General features: G+C 33.0%; 16 protein-coding genes. 14 read left to right on the top strand and 2 right to left on the bottom strand.

Features of this window, described 5'->3' with window-relative positions; genetic code table 11:
* The first annotated feature begins 326 nt into the window (after positions 1-326).
* Entirely contained in the window at positions 327-1,856 is a 1,530-nt protein-coding gene (locus AC4FQ5_RS04810; RefSeq protein ID WP_491141358.1) for a hypothetical protein, read from the top strand.
* A gap of 25 nt (positions 1,857-1,881) precedes the next feature.
* Here the strand turns inward: AC4FQ5_RS04810 and AC4FQ5_RS04805 are convergent, their stop codons facing one another.
* Complete coding sequence (locus AC4FQ5_RS04805; protein ID WP_491141357.1) at positions 1,882-3,183, bottom strand: M48 family metalloprotease; 1,302 nt, start codon at positions 3,181-3,183, stop codon at positions 1,882-1,884.
* Positions 3,184-3,277: 94 nt separating this feature from the next.
* Between AC4FQ5_RS04805 and AC4FQ5_RS04800 the strand changes: the two genes are divergently transcribed.
* Positions 3,278-4,411, top strand: a complete 1,134-nt coding sequence (locus AC4FQ5_RS04800; protein ID WP_491141356.1) for a serine hydrolase domain-containing protein — start codon at positions 3,278-3,280, stop codon at positions 4,409-4,411.
* Positions 4,412-4,481: 70 nt separating this feature from the next.
* Complete coding sequence (locus AC4FQ5_RS04795; protein ID WP_491141355.1) at positions 4,482-5,093, top strand: YdeI/OmpD-associated family protein; 612 nt, start codon at positions 4,482-4,484, stop codon at positions 5,091-5,093.
* 13 nt (positions 5,094-5,106) lie between these two features.
* Here the strand turns inward: AC4FQ5_RS04795 and AC4FQ5_RS04790 are convergent, their stop codons facing one another.
* Positions 5,107-6,381 (bottom strand): Y-family DNA polymerase, encoded by a 1,275-nt coding sequence (locus tag AC4FQ5_RS04790; RefSeq protein ID WP_491141354.1) that lies wholly within the window; start codon positions 6,379-6,381, stop codon positions 5,107-5,109.
* A 186-nt stretch (positions 6,382-6,567) separates the two neighbouring features.
* Between AC4FQ5_RS04790 and AC4FQ5_RS04785 the strand changes: the two genes are divergently transcribed.
* The 11 genes from AC4FQ5_RS04785 (at position 6,568) to AC4FQ5_RS04735 (ending at position 20,341) form a co-directional block, all read left to right on the top strand.
* On the top strand, positions 6,568-7,068 hold the full coding sequence (locus tag AC4FQ5_RS04785) for a M15 family metallopeptidase (protein WP_491141353.1): 501 nt from the start codon (positions 6,568-6,570) through the stop codon (positions 7,066-7,068).
* 84 nt (positions 7,069-7,152) lie between these two features.
* Positions 7,153-8,190, top strand: a complete 1,038-nt coding sequence (locus AC4FQ5_RS04780) for a patatin-like phospholipase family protein (RefSeq protein WP_491141352.1) — start codon at positions 7,153-7,155, stop codon at positions 8,188-8,190.
* Positions 8,191-8,578: 388 nt separating this feature from the next.
* Positions 8,579-8,749: a hypothetical protein gene (locus tag AC4FQ5_RS04775; protein ID WP_491141351.1), complete on the top strand. Its 171-nt coding sequence runs from the start codon at positions 8,579-8,581 to the stop codon at positions 8,747-8,749.
* Positions 8,750-9,048: 299 nt separating this feature from the next.
* Positions 9,049-9,765 (top strand): hypothetical protein, encoded by a 717-nt coding sequence (locus AC4FQ5_RS04770; RefSeq protein WP_491141350.1) that lies wholly within the window; start codon positions 9,049-9,051, stop codon positions 9,763-9,765.
* Positions 9,766-9,783: 18 nt separating this feature from the next.
* Positions 9,784-11,481 (top strand): hypothetical protein, encoded by a 1,698-nt coding sequence (locus tag AC4FQ5_RS04765; RefSeq protein ID WP_491141349.1) that lies wholly within the window; start codon positions 9,784-9,786, stop codon positions 11,479-11,481.
* Positions 11,482-11,502: 21 nt separating this feature from the next.
* Positions 11,503-15,294, top strand: coding sequence for a hypothetical protein (locus tag AC4FQ5_RS04760; protein ID WP_491141348.1), 3,792 nt, complete (start codon positions 11,503-11,505; stop codon positions 15,292-15,294).
* 30 nt (positions 15,295-15,324) lie between these two features.
* Entirely contained in the window at positions 15,325-16,896 is a 1,572-nt protein-coding gene (locus tag AC4FQ5_RS04755; protein WP_491141347.1) for a hypothetical protein, read from the top strand.
* Between the two features lie 63 nt (positions 16,897-16,959).
* On the top strand, positions 16,960-19,152 hold the full coding sequence (locus AC4FQ5_RS04750) for a zincin-like metallopeptidase toxin domain-containing protein (RefSeq protein ID WP_491141346.1): 2,193 nt from the start codon (positions 16,960-16,962) through the stop codon (positions 19,150-19,152).
* A 4-nt stretch (positions 19,153-19,156) separates the two neighbouring features.
* The gene (locus tag AC4FQ5_RS04745; protein ID WP_491141345.1) at positions 19,157-19,423 is read left to right on the top strand and encodes a hypothetical protein; all 267 of its coding nucleotides are present in this window, start codon (positions 19,157-19,159) and stop codon (positions 19,421-19,423) included.
* Positions 19,424-19,426: 3 nt separating this feature from the next.
* Positions 19,427-19,696, top strand: a complete 270-nt coding sequence (locus AC4FQ5_RS04740; RefSeq protein WP_491141344.1) for a hypothetical protein — start codon at positions 19,427-19,429, stop codon at positions 19,694-19,696.
* 369 nt (positions 19,697-20,065) lie between these two features.
* A complete protein-coding gene (locus AC4FQ5_RS04735) occupies positions 20,066-20,341 on the top strand; it encodes a hypothetical protein (RefSeq protein ID WP_491141343.1) in 276 nt (91 codons plus the stop codon).
* The last annotated feature ends 90 nt before the right edge of the window (positions 20,342-20,431 follow it).

Genomic DNA, 20,431 nt, shown 5'->3' with positions numbered 1-20,431 from the left:
GAAAAAACAAAGAAAAATATCAGGCAGATTTTTGCTAAATAATTTGCATATTAACACAGATCATTCCGTAGGAATCTAGACTTCACATGAAAAGCAATGTCGAGATTCCTCCGGAATGACAAATATTGTATTGATTTTGAAAACATTTAATTTCTATTCATAAATATTTTAAATTTCATCTAAAACTTCATTTTAAATTTGCTCTAAATGAGACTTTACCCAATCTCTATTGAATACATTTCATTAAAAACATCAGATAAAAATATTTTCATCAATATATTTGAAATATAGTTGAATTCACTATTTTTGGGCTTCAAATAATAACTATGAAGAAAATATATTTATTGCTTTTCGGAATAACCCAAACTTTTGCCTATTCCCAAACTCAGGATCTTGCTTCTCTGGCTTCAGGTCAGAATATCGGGATGAACGCCCTTTTTGATACCAAAGAAAACCTTTACGGATATGTTTCTATGTATTCTTTAGGCAAAACAGACAAGAAAACTCAGAAATTCGAATACGTTATTTTAGATAAAAACCTCAACCCTGTTGCGAATAAAGAATTTGAGGCCGGACTTTTGGTTTCCAATTATTTCGGGTATGTAGATTTTAAAGGACAGATTATTTTGCAGCCTTCAGATTTCAATTACCTTCAGGCTTTTTCAAAAGATGCAGCTTTGCCTGTTTCGATGATTATCAATCCTAAAACCAATACCGTCGCTCCAAAAGTGTACTATGATTACCTTGAAAACGGAACTTTCGTAGAAATCAATCAGCCAAAAAGCTTTAAAGAAGAAAGAAAAGAAAACCGTGCTGAGAAAAGAGATAAAGGATATAATTATGTCTCTTCCGTTGCAGAAATTAAAGAAGGTGGATTCATTGCAGTAGAATACAATGATTATGGAAGATACGTCAACAAAAACAGCCTGATCAAATTCGACGACAACAAAAAAGAAATCTGGAGATACAGCTACAATACAAACGGTGATAAAAAAGTTTTCTCTGATCTTACTATTTTAGACAAAGATGAAAAAAGCATCTACGGAATTTTAAGAAAAGTAAATGATGACGATAAGACATTTTCTCTTTTGGTTATTGATATGAAAACCGGAAAAGAACTTTCAAACAAGCCTATTACAGGACTTTCACCGGAAACAATTTATAATATCGACAACCTGTATTCGAGTGGAAGAAGAATGTCAAACGACAAATCTTTTGATGACCGGATTTTATTGTTAGGCCGAAATTATATTTCTAAAAAAGACAAAGGTTTTGCCAGATTTATGCTGGATAAAAACAGTTATAACGTAGATCTTAAAGAATTAAATTACAAACCGGATCTTTCCAACCAGATTCCAAAACTGGATGCAGATGGCGGCGTGGAAAACGGATATTTTCTTCAGACAAAAGACGTCTATTTCTTAAGTGACGGAAGTGTGGGAATTTTATCTGAAAAATTCAAGCCGGAAGGAAATTACAGCGCTCCGAAGACAACAGATTTGGTGTATATCAATACTGACAAAGATTTTAAAGTAAAAGACGTTCAGGTTTTTGAAAAGGAAAAAACAAGATGGGCAAATAACGATTATCTGTTTTCACAATATTTAAATAACGGAAAAGACGTTGTTTTTTTCTATCGTGATTACCAAAAAGATCAGGTGACAAAAGAGAAAAAATGGAATCTCTTCATCAATACCGTGATCAACGGGAAATTCAAGCAGGAAATGATTCCTATTTCTGAAAAAGATAATTTTACAGTAACGCCTTACGTCGGGAAAGAGGGGTACATTTTGCTTCGTGAACTCAATGAAAAAGAGAAATACAATAAAATACGTTTAGAAAGACTTAATTACTGATACAACCAAAAGAATCCTGATTTGATCAGGATTCTTTGTTTTGATAATGGTCGGCGATGGTTTTAATTTCATCTAAACTCAGATTCCACATAAAATTCAGGAACTGCTGATAACTTTCGCTTTGATTTTTAGGATCTACCCTATCTAAATATCGGTTCAAATTATAGTTTTTCCGGGCTTCATAAATTTTGACAAAACATTTTCCCAGCCAGTTTTTGTAATATTGTTCTTCTTCTCCATCCTGTAAAAACTGCAGACTTGTGTAAATTCCCAAACCATAATCTTCAGAATGATAAAAATTGGGCAGTGTTTCCATTCTTGCTATTTTCTCAAGAGTTGCGTAAGATTCAGACGCTTTTTCGTCTGCCACTTCAGTTTTTAATTCAGGAAATATTTTCTTTAAATTATTGATTCTTCTCGTCACTTCAGGATGCGATTTTAAGGAATCTTTATTTAATTTTTCATTAAAATGATCATAATTGTACAAAGAGAAATCTTCTTTTGCGAGCCATTTATCTTTAAACTCCTGTTTCGGAAGATTGAAAAACTTCTTATACGTTTCCACTTTTAATTGTCGTGGCGAAATCGTGTCAAAATCCTCCAGTCTTTTTAATGCATTGATAAATTCAGTTTTTTTAAAATCACTGTTTTTAAACACAGCATATCCTAAAGAATCAGCTTCCATTTCCTGTTTTCGGTTTTTGGCACCTTTCTGGTAAATTCTGTTTTTCAAAACATCAAAAGCTCTCTGATTGCGATTGATTTTAGTTGATTTAATGTCCTGAACCACCAACTTATCCATCTGATCCTGATTAATCATATTCAGGAAAGCTTTCAGCGTGTGTTGCGTGATTTTATGTCCTAATTCGTGAGAAATTACCGAAGCTAACTGATCGTCGTTATTGAGCCAATTGAAAAGTCCCATATTGATTACAAAAGTTCCGTCTGCAAAACAATATGCATTCGGAGTATTGTTTTTGGCAATAAGAATTTTCAAATTTTGCGGAACCTGAGGATTGTTTTTTCGCAACCGCTCGATCAGACTTTTTACCTTTGCATCAAATACAGAACTGAATGTGAAGTCCTTATTTTTCACCTGACTTTCAAAATCCTTTCCTAGTTCTTTATAGATTTTAGACAATTCGCTTCCTGCTTTTCCGGAATACTTTGTTTTTAAATCTTTAATTAAAACTTCATTGTTGGCTGCATAATTTTTAGCAAATTCTTTTCTTTGAGCATAATCTGCGGTATCGAGCGGTTTATACATCTGCGCAAGACAGATCGCAGAAGACATCAACAGCAAAAAGACAGTAAATTTTCTGATCATATATTGTATCACTTAGCACAAAAATAATTCATTTCGAAGGACATTTATTACTTTCTCTTCAAAATTATTTTAAATTTGTTACAGATCGTTTATTATGACAGTTTTATTTTATTTCATTGCTTTTATTGTCGCTTTTGCAGCTTTAGTATATATTTTTGGCTATTCTTATCTGTTCAGCGGAATTTCCAAAACCTACCTCAAAGGTAAAATGAGCGCCAATATTGATGACGGAAAGTTTTTCCGGAGCAATATCATTCATACGACTTCTCCGAAACCTTGGGAAGAACATCCTGATTTTAATAAAAAGAAATTGTCTAAAGAAATATCTGATGACTTATTACATTCTAACACCGCGTCATTTTTAGTCATAAAAAACGGACAGCTTCTTCATGAACAATATTTTAACGGTTATACTCCACTTTCAAAAACCAACTCTTTTTCTATGGCAAAAGCGATCACCGTGATGCTTTTTGGAAAAGCCATTGAAGAAGGAAAAATAAAGAGTGCCGACGAAAAATTTTCTGATCTCTTTGATGAATTTAAAACTAAACCTTTCGGCAAAGATTTAACCCTGAAAAACTTAGCCCAAATGGAATCAGGTCTTGATTGGGATGAAAATTACAAAAACCCCTTTCTGCCGAATGCAAGAGCATATTACGGGAAAAGTCTTGTGAAAGCGGCCTTCTCAAGGAGATTTAAAGAACAGCCGGGAGAAAGATTCGAATATCAAAGCGGCTCAACGCAATTATTAGGTTTTGCTTTAAAGAAATCACTCAACCAATCTTTGTCAAGCTATTTATCTGAAAAATTCTGGATCCCTTTGGGAATGGAACAAAACGCAGAATGGAGCGTCGACGAAAGCGGAATGGAAAAAACCTATTGCTGCATTCACTCCAACTCAAGAGATTTTGCAAAATTGGGACAGTTATTTTTAGACGACGGAAAAGTGGGTGAAGAGCAGATTTTAAATCTGGATTTTATTGAAGAAATGAGAACTCCGACCCAAAAATCTGACGAAATCTATGGAATGGGATTCTGGATTAATAATGATAATCCCATCAAACATTATTATTTCTTAGGTTTACAAGGTCAATACATTATCATGATTCCTGAGCACAAAATGGTGATCGTAAGAACTGGAAGCTATAATAATTTACCTAAAACAGATCGCGGAAGACCAGATCAAGTAAAATTCTTAGTGAATGAAACTGTGAAATTATTTGCTTAAAACTTTAAGGTTGAGACTAAGTTTTAGGTTAAGAAAAATATGAATAATTTCGTTAATTAAAATGAAAACTATGGAAAAATACAACGCAAAAGTTGATGAATATATTGAGAAATCTCAGGATTTTGCCCAGCCAATTTTAAATTACATCCGAGAAGTAGTTCATGAATTTTGTCCTGATGCAGAAGAAGCAATCAAATGGAAATTTCCTACGTTTATGTACAAAGGAAAAATTCTATGTTCGATGGTTTCATTTAAGCAATACTGCAGCATGGGATTTTGGTTGCATGATGAAATGCAAACGCTGAAAAATCTTGAAACAGATGTTGAAAAAACAAATATGTTCAGTTTAGGAAAGATTACAAAACAGGAAGATCTTCCTGCAAAACCTCAGCTGAAAAAAATCATCCTTGAAGCGATGGAACTGACGGACATGGGAGTAAAATTGAAAAAAGCAGCTCCCACAAAAACAGAAATTGAAGTTCCCGGATATTTTAAAACTGCCCTAACTGAAAATAAAAAAGCAGCTGAAGTCTTTGAAAAATCTTCCCCTTCTTTCAGGAAAGAATACGTTATGTGGATCACCGACGCAAAAACGGAAACTACCCGAAACAAAAGAATGGAACAGGCGTTGGAATGGATCGCTGAAGGTAAGGGCAGAAACTGGAAGTACGAGAAAAAGTAATTCAACTAAAGTCTTAGTGAAATCTGAAATTTGCCTCTGGAAGTGTGTTGTTTTTTAGAAAAGCTTCGTATTCGGGAGACATTTGTGCACGCCCAAAAGTATTTTGTCCGCTCATACTGCCGAGACGCACTTTATCTCGTCCGTATTTTTTGTTCATTGCATCCATTGCTTTCATCACGGGCAAATGTTGATTTTGGGTATCTTCTTCAAATAAATTGATTAACCTTTCATCTTCTGGAACAAAATCATTCACAATCACTCCGGCTTTTTTGTAATGAAAACCTTCTTCAAAAATTTCTTCGAATAATTCATTCACTACCCTTCCAATCAAAATGGAAGAATTGGTAGGATTTGGAAGAATTCGGGTTTTAGCATTTCTGTATTCCGGTAAATCTTTTCTAAAACGGTTGGTCTGCACAAAGACCGTAATCATTTTGCAACAGGTATTTTGTTTTCTCAATCTTTCAGAGCAATACATTCCAAAGGTTTCTACACGTTCACGAACATCGTCTTTTTTCGTGAGCATCTCCATAAAACTTCTTGTAACCGCAATCGATTTTTTCGGAGATGGAACGTCTAATTCCAATTGACGAATTCCTTTCAGTTCATTCATCATTCTTATACCGTGAATTCCCATAATCTTGCGAACCCACATCTCAGGTTTCTGAAGTAAATCCCACGCTTTGTAAACTCCCGCATCATTCATTTTTGCAGCGAGTCTTCTGCCTATTCCCCAAACATCACCGATATTCAGCCATTTTAAAGCTTTTTCAATTTGTTCGGGGGTATTTAAAATATAAACTCCTTCATGAAATTTTTCAGGAAATTCCTTAACGATTCTGTTAGCGACTTTACATAAGGTTTTTGTGGGTGCGATTCCGATACTAACAGGAATATTCGCTTCCTCTTTTACCCGATTTCGGATTTCAAGACAATAGTCGTAAACATTGACATATTTGAAGCCTGTGAGATTCAAAAACAATTCATCGATGCTGTATGTTTCATATTCTGCAACGTAAGAACTGGCTATCTTAATCACTTGCTGACTTTTAAAATTATAAAGTTCAAATTTTGCAGAAAAACTTTTCACATCATGCTGCTTAAAAAGCTCTTTATATTTAAAAGCCGGAGCCGCCATCGGAATTCCTAAATTTTTTGCCTCTTTGCTTCGGGATACAACACACCCATCATTGTTGGAAAGAACCACAACGGGTTTGTTTTCGAGAGAAGAATCTAAAGTTCTTTCACAGGAAACAAAGAAATTATTGCAATCTACTAAGGCATACATGGATTAAGAAATGAGCATTTTAAAATACAAAACTATAACTTTTAAAATAGAATATTATGTTTAATTCAAACTTTAACATTATATTCAAACAATTGGTTATCAAAGAATTAAATATTTTTAAATACGTCAAGTTTTGTCGTATCCCGCATCTACATTTGCTTTTTGGAACAAAAAAAAATTATGATTATGGATAAAATAACACTACAAAGAATTGAAAAACTGCATCCTTCTGTAAGAGACGAAGTGAGACAAATCATTAAAGAATGTGACGAAGCACTTACGGGAAAAACCAAAGTAAGAATCACTCAAGGACTACGAAGTTTTGAAGAACAGGAAAAATTATACGCCATCGGAAGAATCACGAGCGGAAAGAAAGTCACCAATGCCAAAGCCGGACAAAGCATCCACAATTATGGTTTGGCTGTCGACATTTGTATGATGATTGACGGAAAAACCGCAAGTTGGGACACGGTAAAAGACTGGGACAATGATAAAGTTGCTGATTGGTACGAATGTGTGAAAATTTTCGCAAAATACGGGTGGAACTGGGGCGGAAACTGGAAGACTTTCAAAGATCTTCCCCACTTTGAAAAGAAGAACATTTTAACGAAAAAAGGATTGGTAAAAACAAGCTGGAGAACACTTTTGAAGATGGAAAGAGATAGGGACGGATATGTTATTATTTAGAGAATTTATGATAAATCAATTATAACACGTCAAGTTCTGTCGCACTCTACTCCTACATTTGCTTTACCAAAATAAAGTAGAAAAATGAAAAAAACAACCATTTTATCTTTGGACGGTGGCGGAATAAGAGGTATTATCACCTGCATCATTTTGCGCTATATAGAAGAACAATTACAACATCATGATAAACCGGGTGCAAAGCTTGGAGATTATTTTGATCTGGTTGCCGGAAGCAGCACCGGAGCTTTGATTGCTTCTATTATCCTTTGTCCTGATGAACACCGAAAAGCAAAATATTCGATCCAGAAAGGATTGGAATTGTACGCTGAAAAAGGTGGCGACATATTCCAGGTTTCTTTTTGGGAGAGGCTTGTCAATCCATTCGGATTATTGAATGAAAAAATTTCTCAGGAAGCTCTTGAAAAAAACCTGAATGATTTTTTCGGGAAACTTGAATTGAAAGAATTAATAAAACCCTGTCTAATAACAAGCTATGATATTGAAAACAGAAGAGCTAAACTTTTCAATTCATGGAAAGCCACTTTAAGCACCGATAATTTCTATGTAAAAGATGTTTGCAGAGCGACTTCTGCTGCTCCAACTTATTTCAGTCCGGTGCAGATCAAATCGATGTACGGACAAATTTTTAGTCTGATTGACGGCGGTATGTTCGCCAATAATCCCGGACTTTGTGCATATGCGGAAGCAAGAAAAATTCCGTTTGCAGAGGTTCTGAAAAACCACCAGAAGGCAAATAATCCCACCGTAAATGATATGATAATCGTTTCGATAGGAACTGGCATTGAATCAAAAAGCTATTCATTTAAGAAAATGCAGAAAGCGGGAAAAATCGGCTGGGTCACTCCTATAATTGATATTTTAATGTCTGCAAATGCCGAAACAGTCGATTATCAGCTTTGCCAAATGTTTCAAACTTTAGGATTAAGAAATCAGAAAAATTATTACCGTCTCAACCCATCTTTGAAAAATGCTTCTCCGGCAATGGATAATGTTTCAAGAAATAATATTGAAAATCTGATACAGGCAGGATTGAGCTATATTGATGATAACAGGGAAACTTTAAATCAAATTGTCCAAAAATTAATCAGAAATAAAATATAAGCTTTTTTGCTTATAAACAGTTGATATAAGCCAGTTATCTTATATTTTTAAAGCTAAATTATTTTGTATAGTTCAAGTCAGCTCTTATTAACTATTCCAGTTGCCCGATTCAGCGATAAGCGGGGTTTAAATGTTAAAAAAATCAGATAAAATTGCCGTTGGTATTCTCGTAAGATTAAAGTCTGTACTTTCAGAAATAGATATTACAACGATGATTCCTGATGAAATTGATCTTGAAGAATTTTCTTAAACCTAAAAAATAACTCAATTTTTTTGAGTTATTTTTTTATACGTCAAGTTTTGTCGCATCTCAATATTACCTTTGAAATATAAATAAAGACACAAAAAAAATCATCAAATTTTTTAATCTCTAAAAACACAAACCAATATGGAATTACCAGATTACCACACAGACCTTGTCTTCGACAGAGATGTTTACACCATCAATTGGAGTGACATTGAGAATATCGAAATCGACTATGACAATTATCTCAACGACATTGAAAATTTTTTCAGAGAAGACTTTGAAAACGACATTCCTGAAGAAGACATTTTATAAAAAAATTAAAACACGTCAGTTTTTGTCGCTTCTCACCATTACTTTTGGATATAGATAAACCACAAAAAGTAATCATTTAAATTTTCGCAAAAAGCCTTGAAATTCACCATTCACAAGATGTTGAACAGCTAGGAATATATCTAAAAACTAACAAATTAAAAACACAAAAATGATTTCAAACATTAAAAATTAAGGTGGATATCCTCAGTCGGAAACCACCCTAAAAAATAAGACTGAAAATGAAGTGATTCTAATAAAAAGAAACTTCAAAAAAATAATCTTAGAAATAATTTATACAAATGAAAACAAAAGAAGAATTAAAAAAATATTTTGAAAATGGCGATAAGCCAACTCAGGAACAATTCTGGGAATGGCAAGATTCTTATTGGCATAAGGATGAAAAAATACAAAATACCATCCCTTTATCAGGAACAGAAGACGGCAAAAATGTTACTGGAAAAATAACTTCTGAAGCTCACATAGTTATCGAAGCAGATTGGAATAATATTGAAGCAAACAATAGTGCCAGGTTAACTCAAGATCAAGGATTTGTAATTGATAAAGGAAGCAAAACAGCCCAATTACAATCCGATTCTTTAAAAATTGTTGATAACTCAGCAGCAGGAGGAGGAGTACTGATTACTATGGATACAACACAGGGTATTGTTGCAAACAAGGTTTATCCCCTAGTCTCACCCTATCAGTATACTCAAAGGGAACATCTTTTATCTAATTATTATACAAAATCTCAGGTCGAAGGATTGCTCGAAAGGCTATACAAAATAAAAGGCTCTGTACAGGATCTTGATTCTTTACCGTCTTCCGGAAACACTTTGGGAGATGTCTATAATCTAAGTGATACTGGTGACAATTACGTTTGGGCGGATGATAATAATGGAATTGGATATTGGGATAAATTATCCGGGTTGTACGATTTGTCAACTTATGCAACACAATTGTATGTAGACGAAAAATTAGGAGCAGATGAAGGTGGCGTGTGGAATTTTCCTGTATAAAACACAAAATAATAAATTATGAAATTTAGAGAAATTATCGTAAAAAGTATAAATACCGAAGCGGGTAATTATACAAGCATAAATAATGAAATTAAATCATTTGAACCATTAGACATTTATTTGGTTCCTAAAAAAGGCGGTTCGCATGACCGATATGTTACAGATGAAGAAGGTTTTGTTTCCAAGCAATCTATTGAAAGTAATGATACTTTAGCCGATGTAGTAAATAGAGGTAACACTACGGCCAAAAATGAAATCATACTTGCTGCCAATAAAGGTCGAGCTGCCGCAGTTGGATTCAATGAAACTACATATAGTTACCATTTTGGCGATATGAATCCTGCCCATACAGGTAGTAATAATGTAGGAATTGGCTACAATACTTTAAATAATCTTACTTCAGGTGCCGGCAATACTACAGTAGGAAATTTCACTTTATCATCTCTTACAGAGGGTAGTAATAATACTACATTAGGATATGCAGCTGGTTATCAATTGACGAAAGCATCTGCAAATGTATTTTTAGGTCATTATAGTGGTTTTAATTTAAAAACTGAAGTATATGAATCAGATCTAGCAAATATATCGCCTGCAGCTGTAGCTTACATGAAGGAGCAGACTGGCTTCTCCGGATATAACGGAAGTACATTTAATTCTTCTTTAAACACATACGTCGGTGGGGCTATTAATGCTAATTCTAATAGTCCTACAAGAGCTGTAATGTCTACAATTATAGGCGCATCCACTTTAAATAATGTGTTGTATAGAAACTTTAACAATATTGTTATTGGAGCTGGTAATTACATGAAAACTGCCAATTCAATGATGTATAACTCAATTATTATTGGAAACAGTATTAATTTGCCTAATCAAATTGACTCTCTTGCAATTGGTTTAAACAGATCAAGAAGAATCAATGCTCAAGAGGCAATTATCTATGGAGAATTACCAAACAACAGGCTGTTAATCAACGCACCGCTTACCATTCCTTCTATATATATGCCTAATGCACAGGGGGACGCTACATTTACAAAAAATCTTGTTGCAAAAGCTGACGGAACATTTGGCTGGGAAGAGAAATCAAATTCTGAAGGAATTCCTTTAACAGGAACCCAGATTGGAAAACTAATTTCGGGAGATTTAGAATTTGATAATCAAAACGGAACCAAACTCATTAAAGGTAACGCGTATGGTTCTCATATATCTTTCTTAAATGACGGAGTTGTTGAAATAAACAATCAGACTGGTAGCAATGTTTATATTGCAGGAATGAATGTATCTGGAAAAGACGTTCAATCTGTTGGGATCAAGGGTAACCATTACTATGGAAACAGTTACGAAGACAATTCATTTGTTCAAAAAAAATACATTGATCAAAAATTATCTTATTCTAATAATGAAGAAATAACTGGTGGTGAGTGGATTGATGGTAAACCTATTTATAAAAAAACAGTAAAATTCGATACAATTCCTTCTACCGGAGAAATTGATCTTACACCTCATTTTCAAGATATAGAAACAATCATTTCAAATCAAATGTTTACCGAATGGTATAATATGGATGTAGCATTTGCTGGTAATCAATATAGAAGTAAAGCATTTATTACTCTACAACCAGAAATGGCTAAAATTGAATACGTTCCAAACATAGATTACGATTATTCGCTAATTAATACGTTTACGCTAACTCTTGAATATACCAAAAGAACTCTTTAATCAAATTTAAAAATAAAAAAAATGGCAACAGAAAATAAAAAAAACAATACAGAGCAAACACTTTTCAGATTTGTAAGCTTAAGAAATCCACAATTAACTGAGACCAAAGATAAAAATCTCGGGTTCATTCAAAGACAAAAAGAGATTAAAGGTTTTTTTGATGATAAACTTATTAATACCATAGATCAGTCAGCAAGTGCTAAGTTTAGTGAACTAGAAAAATATGTTGGTGATTTTTTAGAAAATTCGAATGTATTTACTCACGAAAACGAGCTTGAAATTGCTTTTCCAAAATTATTAAAAGCAGGTAGAAAAATCTCTAAAAGAGAAGAGCTGAATGATGATGATATTCTTGAAATATCCTTACAGTATAATCTCTTATTTGCAAATAATACCGACAATTATGAAACATTAAAAAAGTTGTGGGATAATTTGATTTATCAGATTGTAACACAAAAAGATTTTTATGTAAAAGAGTCAATCATTCATATTTTAAAAGCTCTTCATTATGGATATGCCAAAACACTATCTGTTACTGAAGAAATGGTGAAAATCAATGGAAATGATCTTCTAAAAAAATCTTTAGATGGAAAAGTTGTACTTCCTGTCTCTCTTTTTGGTGACGGAAGTAGTACCGAAAGCTCATCATCAACTACAACTGATAATCCTTTTCAGGTAAATGTATCTAGAATTAATGAAGGTGTAATCAACGGAACTCAATTATCTGCCTCAACTCAACAACAACTAAAAGTTGAAGGAGAAAAAATTTCCGATTTATCTTTTCTTGAATTAGAAAAAAATGAATTTACTCTCTTAAAATCTGAATTAGAAAAAATTCAAAAAGCATTTTACAAACTAAAAACAAAGAAGCATGATGCAGAGTATAAAGAATATAAAGATCTTTATCAAGCAACTTTAGACGAATATAATATCGCACTTGAAAGAATAGATGCTCAGATTCACGAAGGGATGACTCAGGAAGAAATTGATGCATTATACGCTACATTAGATGAGCCAAATGTTCCTCCATTTAACTTTGTTTATAAAAATGAGTTAAATTTTGAAGACCTTAAATCTAAACTTTCACAAGATCTACTTGCTTTATTTATCAAAAATTTCACCATTATAAATAATGGTATTCCTGTAGAAAGAGAATTAGATTATTCACAAATTGAAATTGTATCGGATAAAGAACTTCTTATCAATGAAATTCTTGTTTCAATTACGGAAGATTATGATACTTTTTCAGAAGTATTTGAGAAATTAGATGAAGAAATTGCTTCTAAAAACAAAATATTATTTTCAAAATCTCCTGCAAAAGAGCAGGAATTTGCAAAGATTGGAAACGTTCTTGTTCCTGTGAATAAAACAACTTATACAGAGATTTCTGGCACCTATTATTTAAAAGTATTGACGCAGCGAGCAGTCTTTATGAATCAAAACTTTCTTTCTTTTTATTACAACACAGACAGTGCATCTTTGGGATTACTTTCAGCTTCGTTGGAAATGTTAGGAGACGGAACGAATGTTTATAAAAATATATCTGCAATTGATGTTGTTGACGGTAAGGTTATTTTCCCTTTAATTATAGGCTCTTTAAAAACTGTTTCATCAGTAAAGATTACTCTTTATTTTAAAAATGGAGAATATACAACCGTCGAGCAAAACAATATCATATCAGGTGAAACCTATACCGGAAGATTCGCTTTCAGAACAAAAGTTGATGAAGGTAATGGTGAGATTCCTGGTAGTGGAACCGAAAATCCTGGCGAAGGTGGTGAAATTCCTGGCGGAGCAGGAAATACTGGTGGCAGCTCCAATAGTAATACAGTAGGTTTTATTCGTAAAAACTTTGGTATAAAAAGATTAGGTATTGCCGATTATTTGAAAGTTGTACAAAGCACTCATGCATACGTTCCGGGAGAGGTTACTCATATTGAGAACATTATGGCAAAAGAATTTAAGCAAAAATCTTCCCGAAAGCTTAGAAGAAGCGAAATACAGACCACTACTTCCAAATCTACTGAAAGAGAAAACATAAATGACACTACTTCAACTACAAGAAATGATATGCAGTCTGAAGTTGCAAATGTGATTCAGAGCCAGATCAATGCTGAAGCACATTTCAGGTATGGAGGCGGTAAAGCACCATTTGAAGTAGGGGGAAGTTTTGCAACCAATAACGCAAAAGAGAACAGTACTCGCCAAGCCATTGCAAAATCACAAGAAATCACTGAAAAAGCAACAGAAAGACTTCTTACCAAAGTTGCTGAAGAAAGAATTGAAAAAATCATTGAAGAGTTTGAAGAAAACAACGCACATGGTTACGATAACCGAGAAGGCGATAAACATGTTGTAGGAGTTTACAGATGGGTTGATAAAAAAATGAAGAATCAGATCTACAACTATGGCATCCGTACCATGTTTGAATTTATGATTCCCGAACCGGCAAAACTTCACCGTTTGGCAACATTTGCGACAAAAGAGACTTTTAAAGAACCTATTGATCCTAGAAAATCTAAAGACCAATGGGAAATGACAAACCCAAAATCAGCGACAAATGATCAATTGCAATATTGGGCAAATTATTATGGGGTAACTCTAACTCAATTGCCTGAATCTAATATTCTTTATACTGCAGAAACCGGACCACAGAATCTTGATAACAGTGCTGCCCCAAGAACGTTAACTCTTACCATTCCCGACAATTATAAAGGTTATGAAGCCAATATCACTTATGGATTTTATAATAGATTTAAAAGGAATAATTCTCAGCTTACAATAGATAATTTACAAGGAGGTTTTTTACCAACTATCGAAAACCCGAATAGAGAAGGATGGTTGCGAAGTAATCTTACAATTACCGGGATTAATGTCGTAGGAAATTATGCAATGCAGTATGCAGGAAGTAATGGAACAACCGAGATGTCATTTGTTGTGAAAATTAAATGTACGCTGTCGGATGCTTTTATGGCTTCTTGGAGGCAAGAAAATTTTGATAATATTATTAAAGCTTATGAAACAGCTTATGCCGACTTCTTAGAAAAACAAAAAGAGGCAGATGAAAATGCGAAAGAAGAAGAAGCTGCCAATAAAGAAAAAATGTCAAATTTTTATCGTGATATGGAACGTGTAATCATTAAACACAACTGTATCGCATACCTACTTCAAGATTATCTTAACAAAAAAACTCTTGGTGCAGAACTTACAAATAAAGCTCAGGCAATGAAGGATTTCAGCATCATTCTCGATGAAAATCTTGATCAATATACCGCTCTAGCGAAATTTTTAGAACAAGCGTTTGAATGGACGATTATGGATTATACATTCTATCCATACTATTGGGCAAGTCGTGACGAATGGCAGACTATGTATCTATCAGAAAGTACAGATCCATTATTCAGAAGCTTTTTACAGGCAGGTATGGCAAGAGTCGTCGTAACTGTAAATCCCGGTTTTGAAGATGCTGTACAATTCTTCATGGCAACCGGTAAAGTTTGGAATGGCGGTGAAGTACCTGTAATCGGAGATCCAATGTATATGAGTATTGTAGATGAAATGCGTGAGCCTTTAGGTTTAAAACAAGGAAAAGCTTGGATTACCACTTTACCAACTTCTCTCAATATTTTACAGGAAAATTCTGTAGGATTAAAAACAACTACAGCCTTACCATTTTCTGAAGAAAATCCTGAAGAATTCGAAGTTCCTTCTGATGTAGTAACTGATGATTCAGATTTTCAGCCGAATAATAATCTTTTAGGAGTGAAATCTGAAGGTACATCTGAAAAAATCATTACCGGAGATTGGCAATAAATTGATTTAATAATTTAAAAAATAACAAATATGTCCAACATAGGAAAAATCATAAGAGTAAATGCGTTGCCTCCCGCAGGAGAAAGAGAAAACAATGTCATTTACCAAGTAGCTGCACCGGGTGCAGCTACTTACAAAGACTACGCTATTGATGAAAACGGTGATATCAAAACTCATTCTGGAAATTTTAATCCACAGGATTTGGTTGACAGTGCTGTAAATATTTCAAATCAGGAATTACTGGATGAAGGAATTAGCACACAAAAAGATTTTAATGCAGCTACGAGAGAAAGGTTAATCCACAAATTAGACAAACCATATATGGATGGTAATCCTCTGGAATATCCGAAAGTTTTAGGTTTAGATAATAATGGAAATACAGCAACATTACCAGTAGGAGATTTAGGTAAAAATATTGCCAATTCTTCATTGACATCAGTTGCAGGGTCAGGATTAACTTTAGGAGCTGACTGGGGTGTAGAAACTGCAGGACATCCATATTCAATTTCTGGGCTGAATGATGTCTCAACAAATCCTGCATTTCATACGTTTTTATCACAAGATGATTCTGGAAAGCTTGGAAAAACAAATGGTATTCAGCCATTCTTGAGCTTACCTTCTACACTTTCTGAAACAGAAAAAACAGCATGGAAAACCGCAATGAATGGAGGATGGACAACAAATACGATGAGTGTCGCAATGGTTAGTCCATTAGTAATTGATAGAACAAGCAATATTAACACTTGGGTTTCTCTAAAAGGAGCTAACTTGAATTTAAATCCAGCTTCATTTTCGGTTGAAATTATGAATGAGAATGGAGACACGGTAGTAGATGAGATACTTTCTTCACAAGTTCAATTGTATCAAAATGGTATTGATTTAGTTTTTTATTATAATTTTTCGAATTTACCTACAGGAAAATATAGAATAAGGATATGGAATGGAATAGCATATTATATTACAAATTCTAATTTGTCTATTAATTCTGTAAATTCTGTTTCAAATATTGATACTTCGACTTTAACTTGGGAAGTTAGATCCGTTCCGGAGAATAATAATACATATACTGTAGGAAATGGAAATATTGCAAAAATAATGGACGAAACGTCTCAATCATCTGGCAGCAATTATCCAGTAGTAAGCATTAAATCTAGCCCATTTCATGATATTACAGATAATTTTTACATTGAAATGGATATAAATTATACCATAGGAACACTTATAGGCAACCCTTTAATTGAACTATTACCCGCCAGAATAGGTCTAGCATATTCGGATTTTAATATTAATACCGATGTATTTAATACTGTTGCATACATTGCATATAAACCTTACTCAGGTAGAGGAGAGGCAAATATAAATACAATTTCTCCTCCTTTTATTGCTATAGCTTCATCTGATGGCGTTAGTTCATATTCACAAAAATTAACTTTCATTAAAAATGGAAATATCCTGTACCTAATTTGGAGTTTTAATAATCAGATTTATCAAGTCGATATAGACGGCACCCGAGCTTTATCTTTTATTATGCAAATACCCAATTGGCAGTATGGTCTCGCTAATACTGCAGATTTAATGATCTCAAAAGCTTACAAATTTTAATATCACAAATCAAATGGCAGAGCCTAAAAACTCTGCCTTTTTATTAATCTTAAAATTATTAAAATGAAAAATACAGAATATGAAGATGTTTTTGATTTTAGGGAAGAAGTGCTGTCGATGGATAATGAATTTTCAGCATTTGCATTTCCTTCATTCAAAAATACTTTTACGATTGGTGAGAAAATAAGAGGAATGAATAATGTAAACCCGCTTGCGACTGTAAAGTTTTTTAATCAGTCAAGTGATGATGTTTTAGCAAAATATTATCCTGATGCAGGATCTCCTGTTGAAGGTACTTTCACATATATTCCGGACATTGGAAGCGATTTAGAATCAGTCATTAAAACTACAGTTAAAGACTTTTATTATTATGGTGTAGAAGACATTAATAATTTTGCATTCAAAGTCATTATATTTTCATCAAGAGATGCTACAAAATTGAAAGAATCTTTTGACGTTTCAGAACCTCAAGGAAGAGAAATATTAATTTTTGTTGAAGATAATACTGAAGATAAAGCAAGTGGTACCTACGGCGCAATAAAAATTTCGAATGATGTTTTGTCTTTTCTAAATAAAAGTGGAAGGCTGGAATATGATTTATATAACAATGATGCTGTTTACGAAGAAATCAAAAAAGTAATCCCTGAATTGGATGATTCTCAAATAAAAACACTTTTACAGAAAGGTTATATTGAAGATATCCGTGTCGACATTGCCAAAACCTATTTTAAGCTTGCTTCTTTTTTTTCCAGTGGCGTTTCTATTATCAGTCCCGGTTTAGGAATTCTTACCAATGATACTCTAAGAAAAGCAACCAGTGTTCTTTTAGAAAAAGTCATTTTACTCATAGAAGAAACAAGACTTGGAGAAAACAGATGGCAGCCTAAACCTCCCAAACTTGAAAACGGAGAAGTCGATAAAAATTACAAATATAATCCTCTTATATCTTCCGGAAAAGACAGTAATGGCATTGTAAATTTTAGCGAAATTACCGGACTGCTAAAAACAATGCTTACTGATCAGAATAATCTGGTAAGGTTGGTTTTAAACATCAAAAAAGATTTTAGGAAAAACAGCCAGCCAAAAGGTTTTTTGGAACTCTTATACAACCTATATCTTAGTGCTTATGATATTATGTATGATGTTATTATCGGTTTAGACGACATCTCTAATCTCGACATTCTCAAATATGGTGTACAAGCATATAATGCTTTATTATGCGGAGTTTGGAACGGACTTGTAGATGCTGTTTCAGGATTATTTGCAATGGTAAAAATGATCTATGACGGGATTACACTAGGAAAAGATTTTGTACAGAATATAGAAAAATATCTGCCTACTCTTTTGGAACAGTTTGATGAAGCTGTACAGGCAATAAAAAAGATCAGTTTTACTGAAACAGCAAAATACATTTTTGAGAAATTAAAAGAAATAAATCTTACATTTGATCCTGTTGCTTGTTCTTATTTTATAGGATATGCTTTTGGGTTTATTATCTCATTGATTATAGAGGTTGTTCTAACAGTCATCTTAACAGGTGGTACGGTAACTGTACCGTTAATTATAGAAAAACTGGAAGAAGCTATCTTTGGTATTTTCAGGCTGGGTTGGGGAATTGCTAAAGGAACTGTAAAAGCTGTAAGAACTTTTGCCAGATTTGTACTGAGAACTATTGAAGATTTAATTGAAGCTTTTCAAGAATTATTGCGTATTTTAAAAGGAGAAAAAGGTAGCTTCAAAAAAATTATTGATGACGTTTTTGAAGCAAGTAATATTAAAAAAATAGGTGTACAAGGAGGTAAAATTCTTTCAGAATCAGAAATAGAGGATTGGGCAAAACTGGTAATGAAAAAGTATGGAACCAAATTACTGAAAGTTGATAAATTTGATAACCCAAATGTTTTAGCACAATTTGATCCCAACACCAACACCATAAAATATATGGATGATGTAACAGAGTACTTGATGGCACACGAACATTACCATGCAGAAGAAATGTTTAAAATAGGTTTTCCAGCATATGTGAAAGATGCTCCATTAGTGGGGGTTAAGGAAGCAGATTATACGGTGGAAAATTGGATTAGATTATATAAAAGAGAAAAATATGTTTATGATAAGTTAGTAGAAAATGCAAAAAGATTTAAATTTAATGATCAAGAAGTATCAACACCTCCATTTGGACATGCTTTTCGATATTTTGATAGGTATGTAATTTTAGAATTAGAAATAAGAAAAATACCAATTCCCAAAAATTAAAATTATGATAGCTAAAGAATTAGAAACGAAATTAGAACAGTTCTTGAAAGAAAATAATAGAAAATATTATGACGGTTCAATTAAGTACAAGAGTTTAAGAGAATGTGGAACTCCTGATGGTAAAATTAGAAATTTCCATATAGTTTCATATATGGTTTCTATCTCAGACCAACCCTATGATGGGGATGCTTTTTTTTATGCTTCTTTTGATGAAAAAGATTATCATTTAGTAGAAATTGTTGGACCTCAATCTTGGGAAAATTTTGAATAGGATATGATAGAACAGGAATTAGAACAAAGAGTCAAGGATTACTTAGAAAAGAAAAAAGAAGTGTATTACCCAGACTCTATAGGATATAGAGGGCTTCGAAATACGAAACAAAGAGATAATAGCTTCAAAAAAATGCATTTAGTGCATTATATGGTTTCGATTAGTGATCAACAATATGGAGGCGATGCGTTTTATATTATTGCATTTGATGAGAAAACTCTAAAAATGGAATTTATAGTAGGACCGCAATCCTTAGAGATAATCGAAGAGTAGCTTTTAATATAATCCACTTCTGAAGTTTAGTAAGATGTGGATTTCTTTTTCTAGCACTATAGATATAATGATGATATGACAGAGTATTTAATGGCAGATCAATCTTTTCATGCTCAAGAAATGCATGAAATAAGTTTTGCAAAGTATACAGAAAATGGTCATGTGTAGATACTCCATGGACAATAGAAAATAGAATACATGAATATAAGAGAGAAAGGTATGTTTATGAAAAAATTCAAGAAAACATATCAAAATTTACTCAATATGAAGATAAACACAGTTTCATTTATTTTGATACTCTCACAGCAAAATTAGAAATATTGTTAAAGCAAAATAATATCCCATTTCCTAAAAATTAAATATCTTATTATGAAAGAACAAAAAGAATTAATTGAAAAAGCAAAAACTTTTTTAGACAATAAAAAGGTTAATTATAATAATGACTCATTAGAGTTTATAGGGCTAAGAGAGAATTACGAAATAGAAGAAGGTAATCCCCAAAATTTTTATTTTATTAGCTATGATGTTTTAATCGATAAAACAAATAAATATAGTACAAAAACTTACTTTATTTACATTGATAAAAAAACTTTAAAAATATCATATATCATAGGTCCACAATCCTTTGAGAAAGTAGAAGAATAATCTTTTATTCAAAATCCACTTCCGAAGTAAGGTAAGAAGTGGATTTTTATTTTCTCATACCATAAAATATAGGGATGAGGCAACAGAGTC

The organism is Chryseobacterium sp. DT-167, from assembly GCF_058310155.1.
The sequence above is the reverse complement of the archived record's forward strand: the minus strand, read 5'-3'. Positions and strand labels throughout refer to the sequence as shown.

Excerpts from the sequence above, each read along its gene's own strand:
- AC4FQ5_RS04810 (WP_491141358.1), top strand. The coding sequence starts at position 327 with ATGAAGAAAATATATTTATTGCTTTTCGGAATAACCCAAACTTTTGCC.
- AC4FQ5_RS04805 (WP_491141357.1), bottom strand. The coding sequence starts at position 3,183 with ATGATCAGAAAATTTACTGTCTTTTTGCTGTTGATGTCTTCTGCGATC.
- AC4FQ5_RS04800 (WP_491141356.1), top strand. The coding sequence starts at position 3,278 with ATGACAGTTTTATTTTATTTCATTGCTTTTATTGTCGCTTTTGCAGCT.
- AC4FQ5_RS04795 (WP_491141355.1), top strand. The coding sequence starts at position 4,482 with ATGGAAAAATACAACGCAAAAGTTGATGAATATATTGAGAAATCTCAG.
- AC4FQ5_RS04790 (WP_491141354.1), bottom strand. The coding sequence starts at position 6,381 with ATGTATGCCTTAGTAGATTGCAATAATTTCTTTGTTTCCTGTGAAAGA.
- AC4FQ5_RS04785 (WP_491141353.1), top strand. The coding sequence starts at position 6,568 with ATGGATAAAATAACACTACAAAGAATTGAAAAACTGCATCCTTCTGTA.
- AC4FQ5_RS04780 (WP_491141352.1), top strand. The coding sequence starts at position 7,153 with ATGAAAAAAACAACCATTTTATCTTTGGACGGTGGCGGAATAAGAGGT.
- AC4FQ5_RS04775 (WP_491141351.1), top strand. The coding sequence starts at position 8,579 with ATGGAATTACCAGATTACCACACAGACCTTGTCTTCGACAGAGATGTT.
- AC4FQ5_RS04770 (WP_491141350.1), top strand. The coding sequence starts at position 9,049 with ATGAAAACAAAAGAAGAATTAAAAAAATATTTTGAAAATGGCGATAAG.
- AC4FQ5_RS04765 (WP_491141349.1), top strand. The coding sequence starts at position 9,784 with ATGAAATTTAGAGAAATTATCGTAAAAAGTATAAATACCGAAGCGGGT.
- AC4FQ5_RS04760 (WP_491141348.1), top strand. The coding sequence starts at position 11,503 with ATGGCAACAGAAAATAAAAAAAACAATACAGAGCAAACACTTTTCAGA.
- AC4FQ5_RS04755 (WP_491141347.1), top strand. The coding sequence starts at position 15,325 with ATGTCCAACATAGGAAAAATCATAAGAGTAAATGCGTTGCCTCCCGCA.
- AC4FQ5_RS04750 (WP_491141346.1), top strand. The coding sequence starts at position 16,960 with ATGAAAAATACAGAATATGAAGATGTTTTTGATTTTAGGGAAGAAGTG.
- AC4FQ5_RS04745 (WP_491141345.1), top strand. The coding sequence starts at position 19,157 with ATGATAGCTAAAGAATTAGAAACGAAATTAGAACAGTTCTTGAAAGAA.
- AC4FQ5_RS04740 (WP_491141344.1), top strand. The coding sequence starts at position 19,427 with ATGATAGAACAGGAATTAGAACAAAGAGTCAAGGATTACTTAGAAAAG.
- AC4FQ5_RS04735 (WP_491141343.1), top strand. The coding sequence starts at position 20,066 with ATGAAAGAACAAAAAGAATTAATTGAAAAAGCAAAAACTTTTTTAGAC.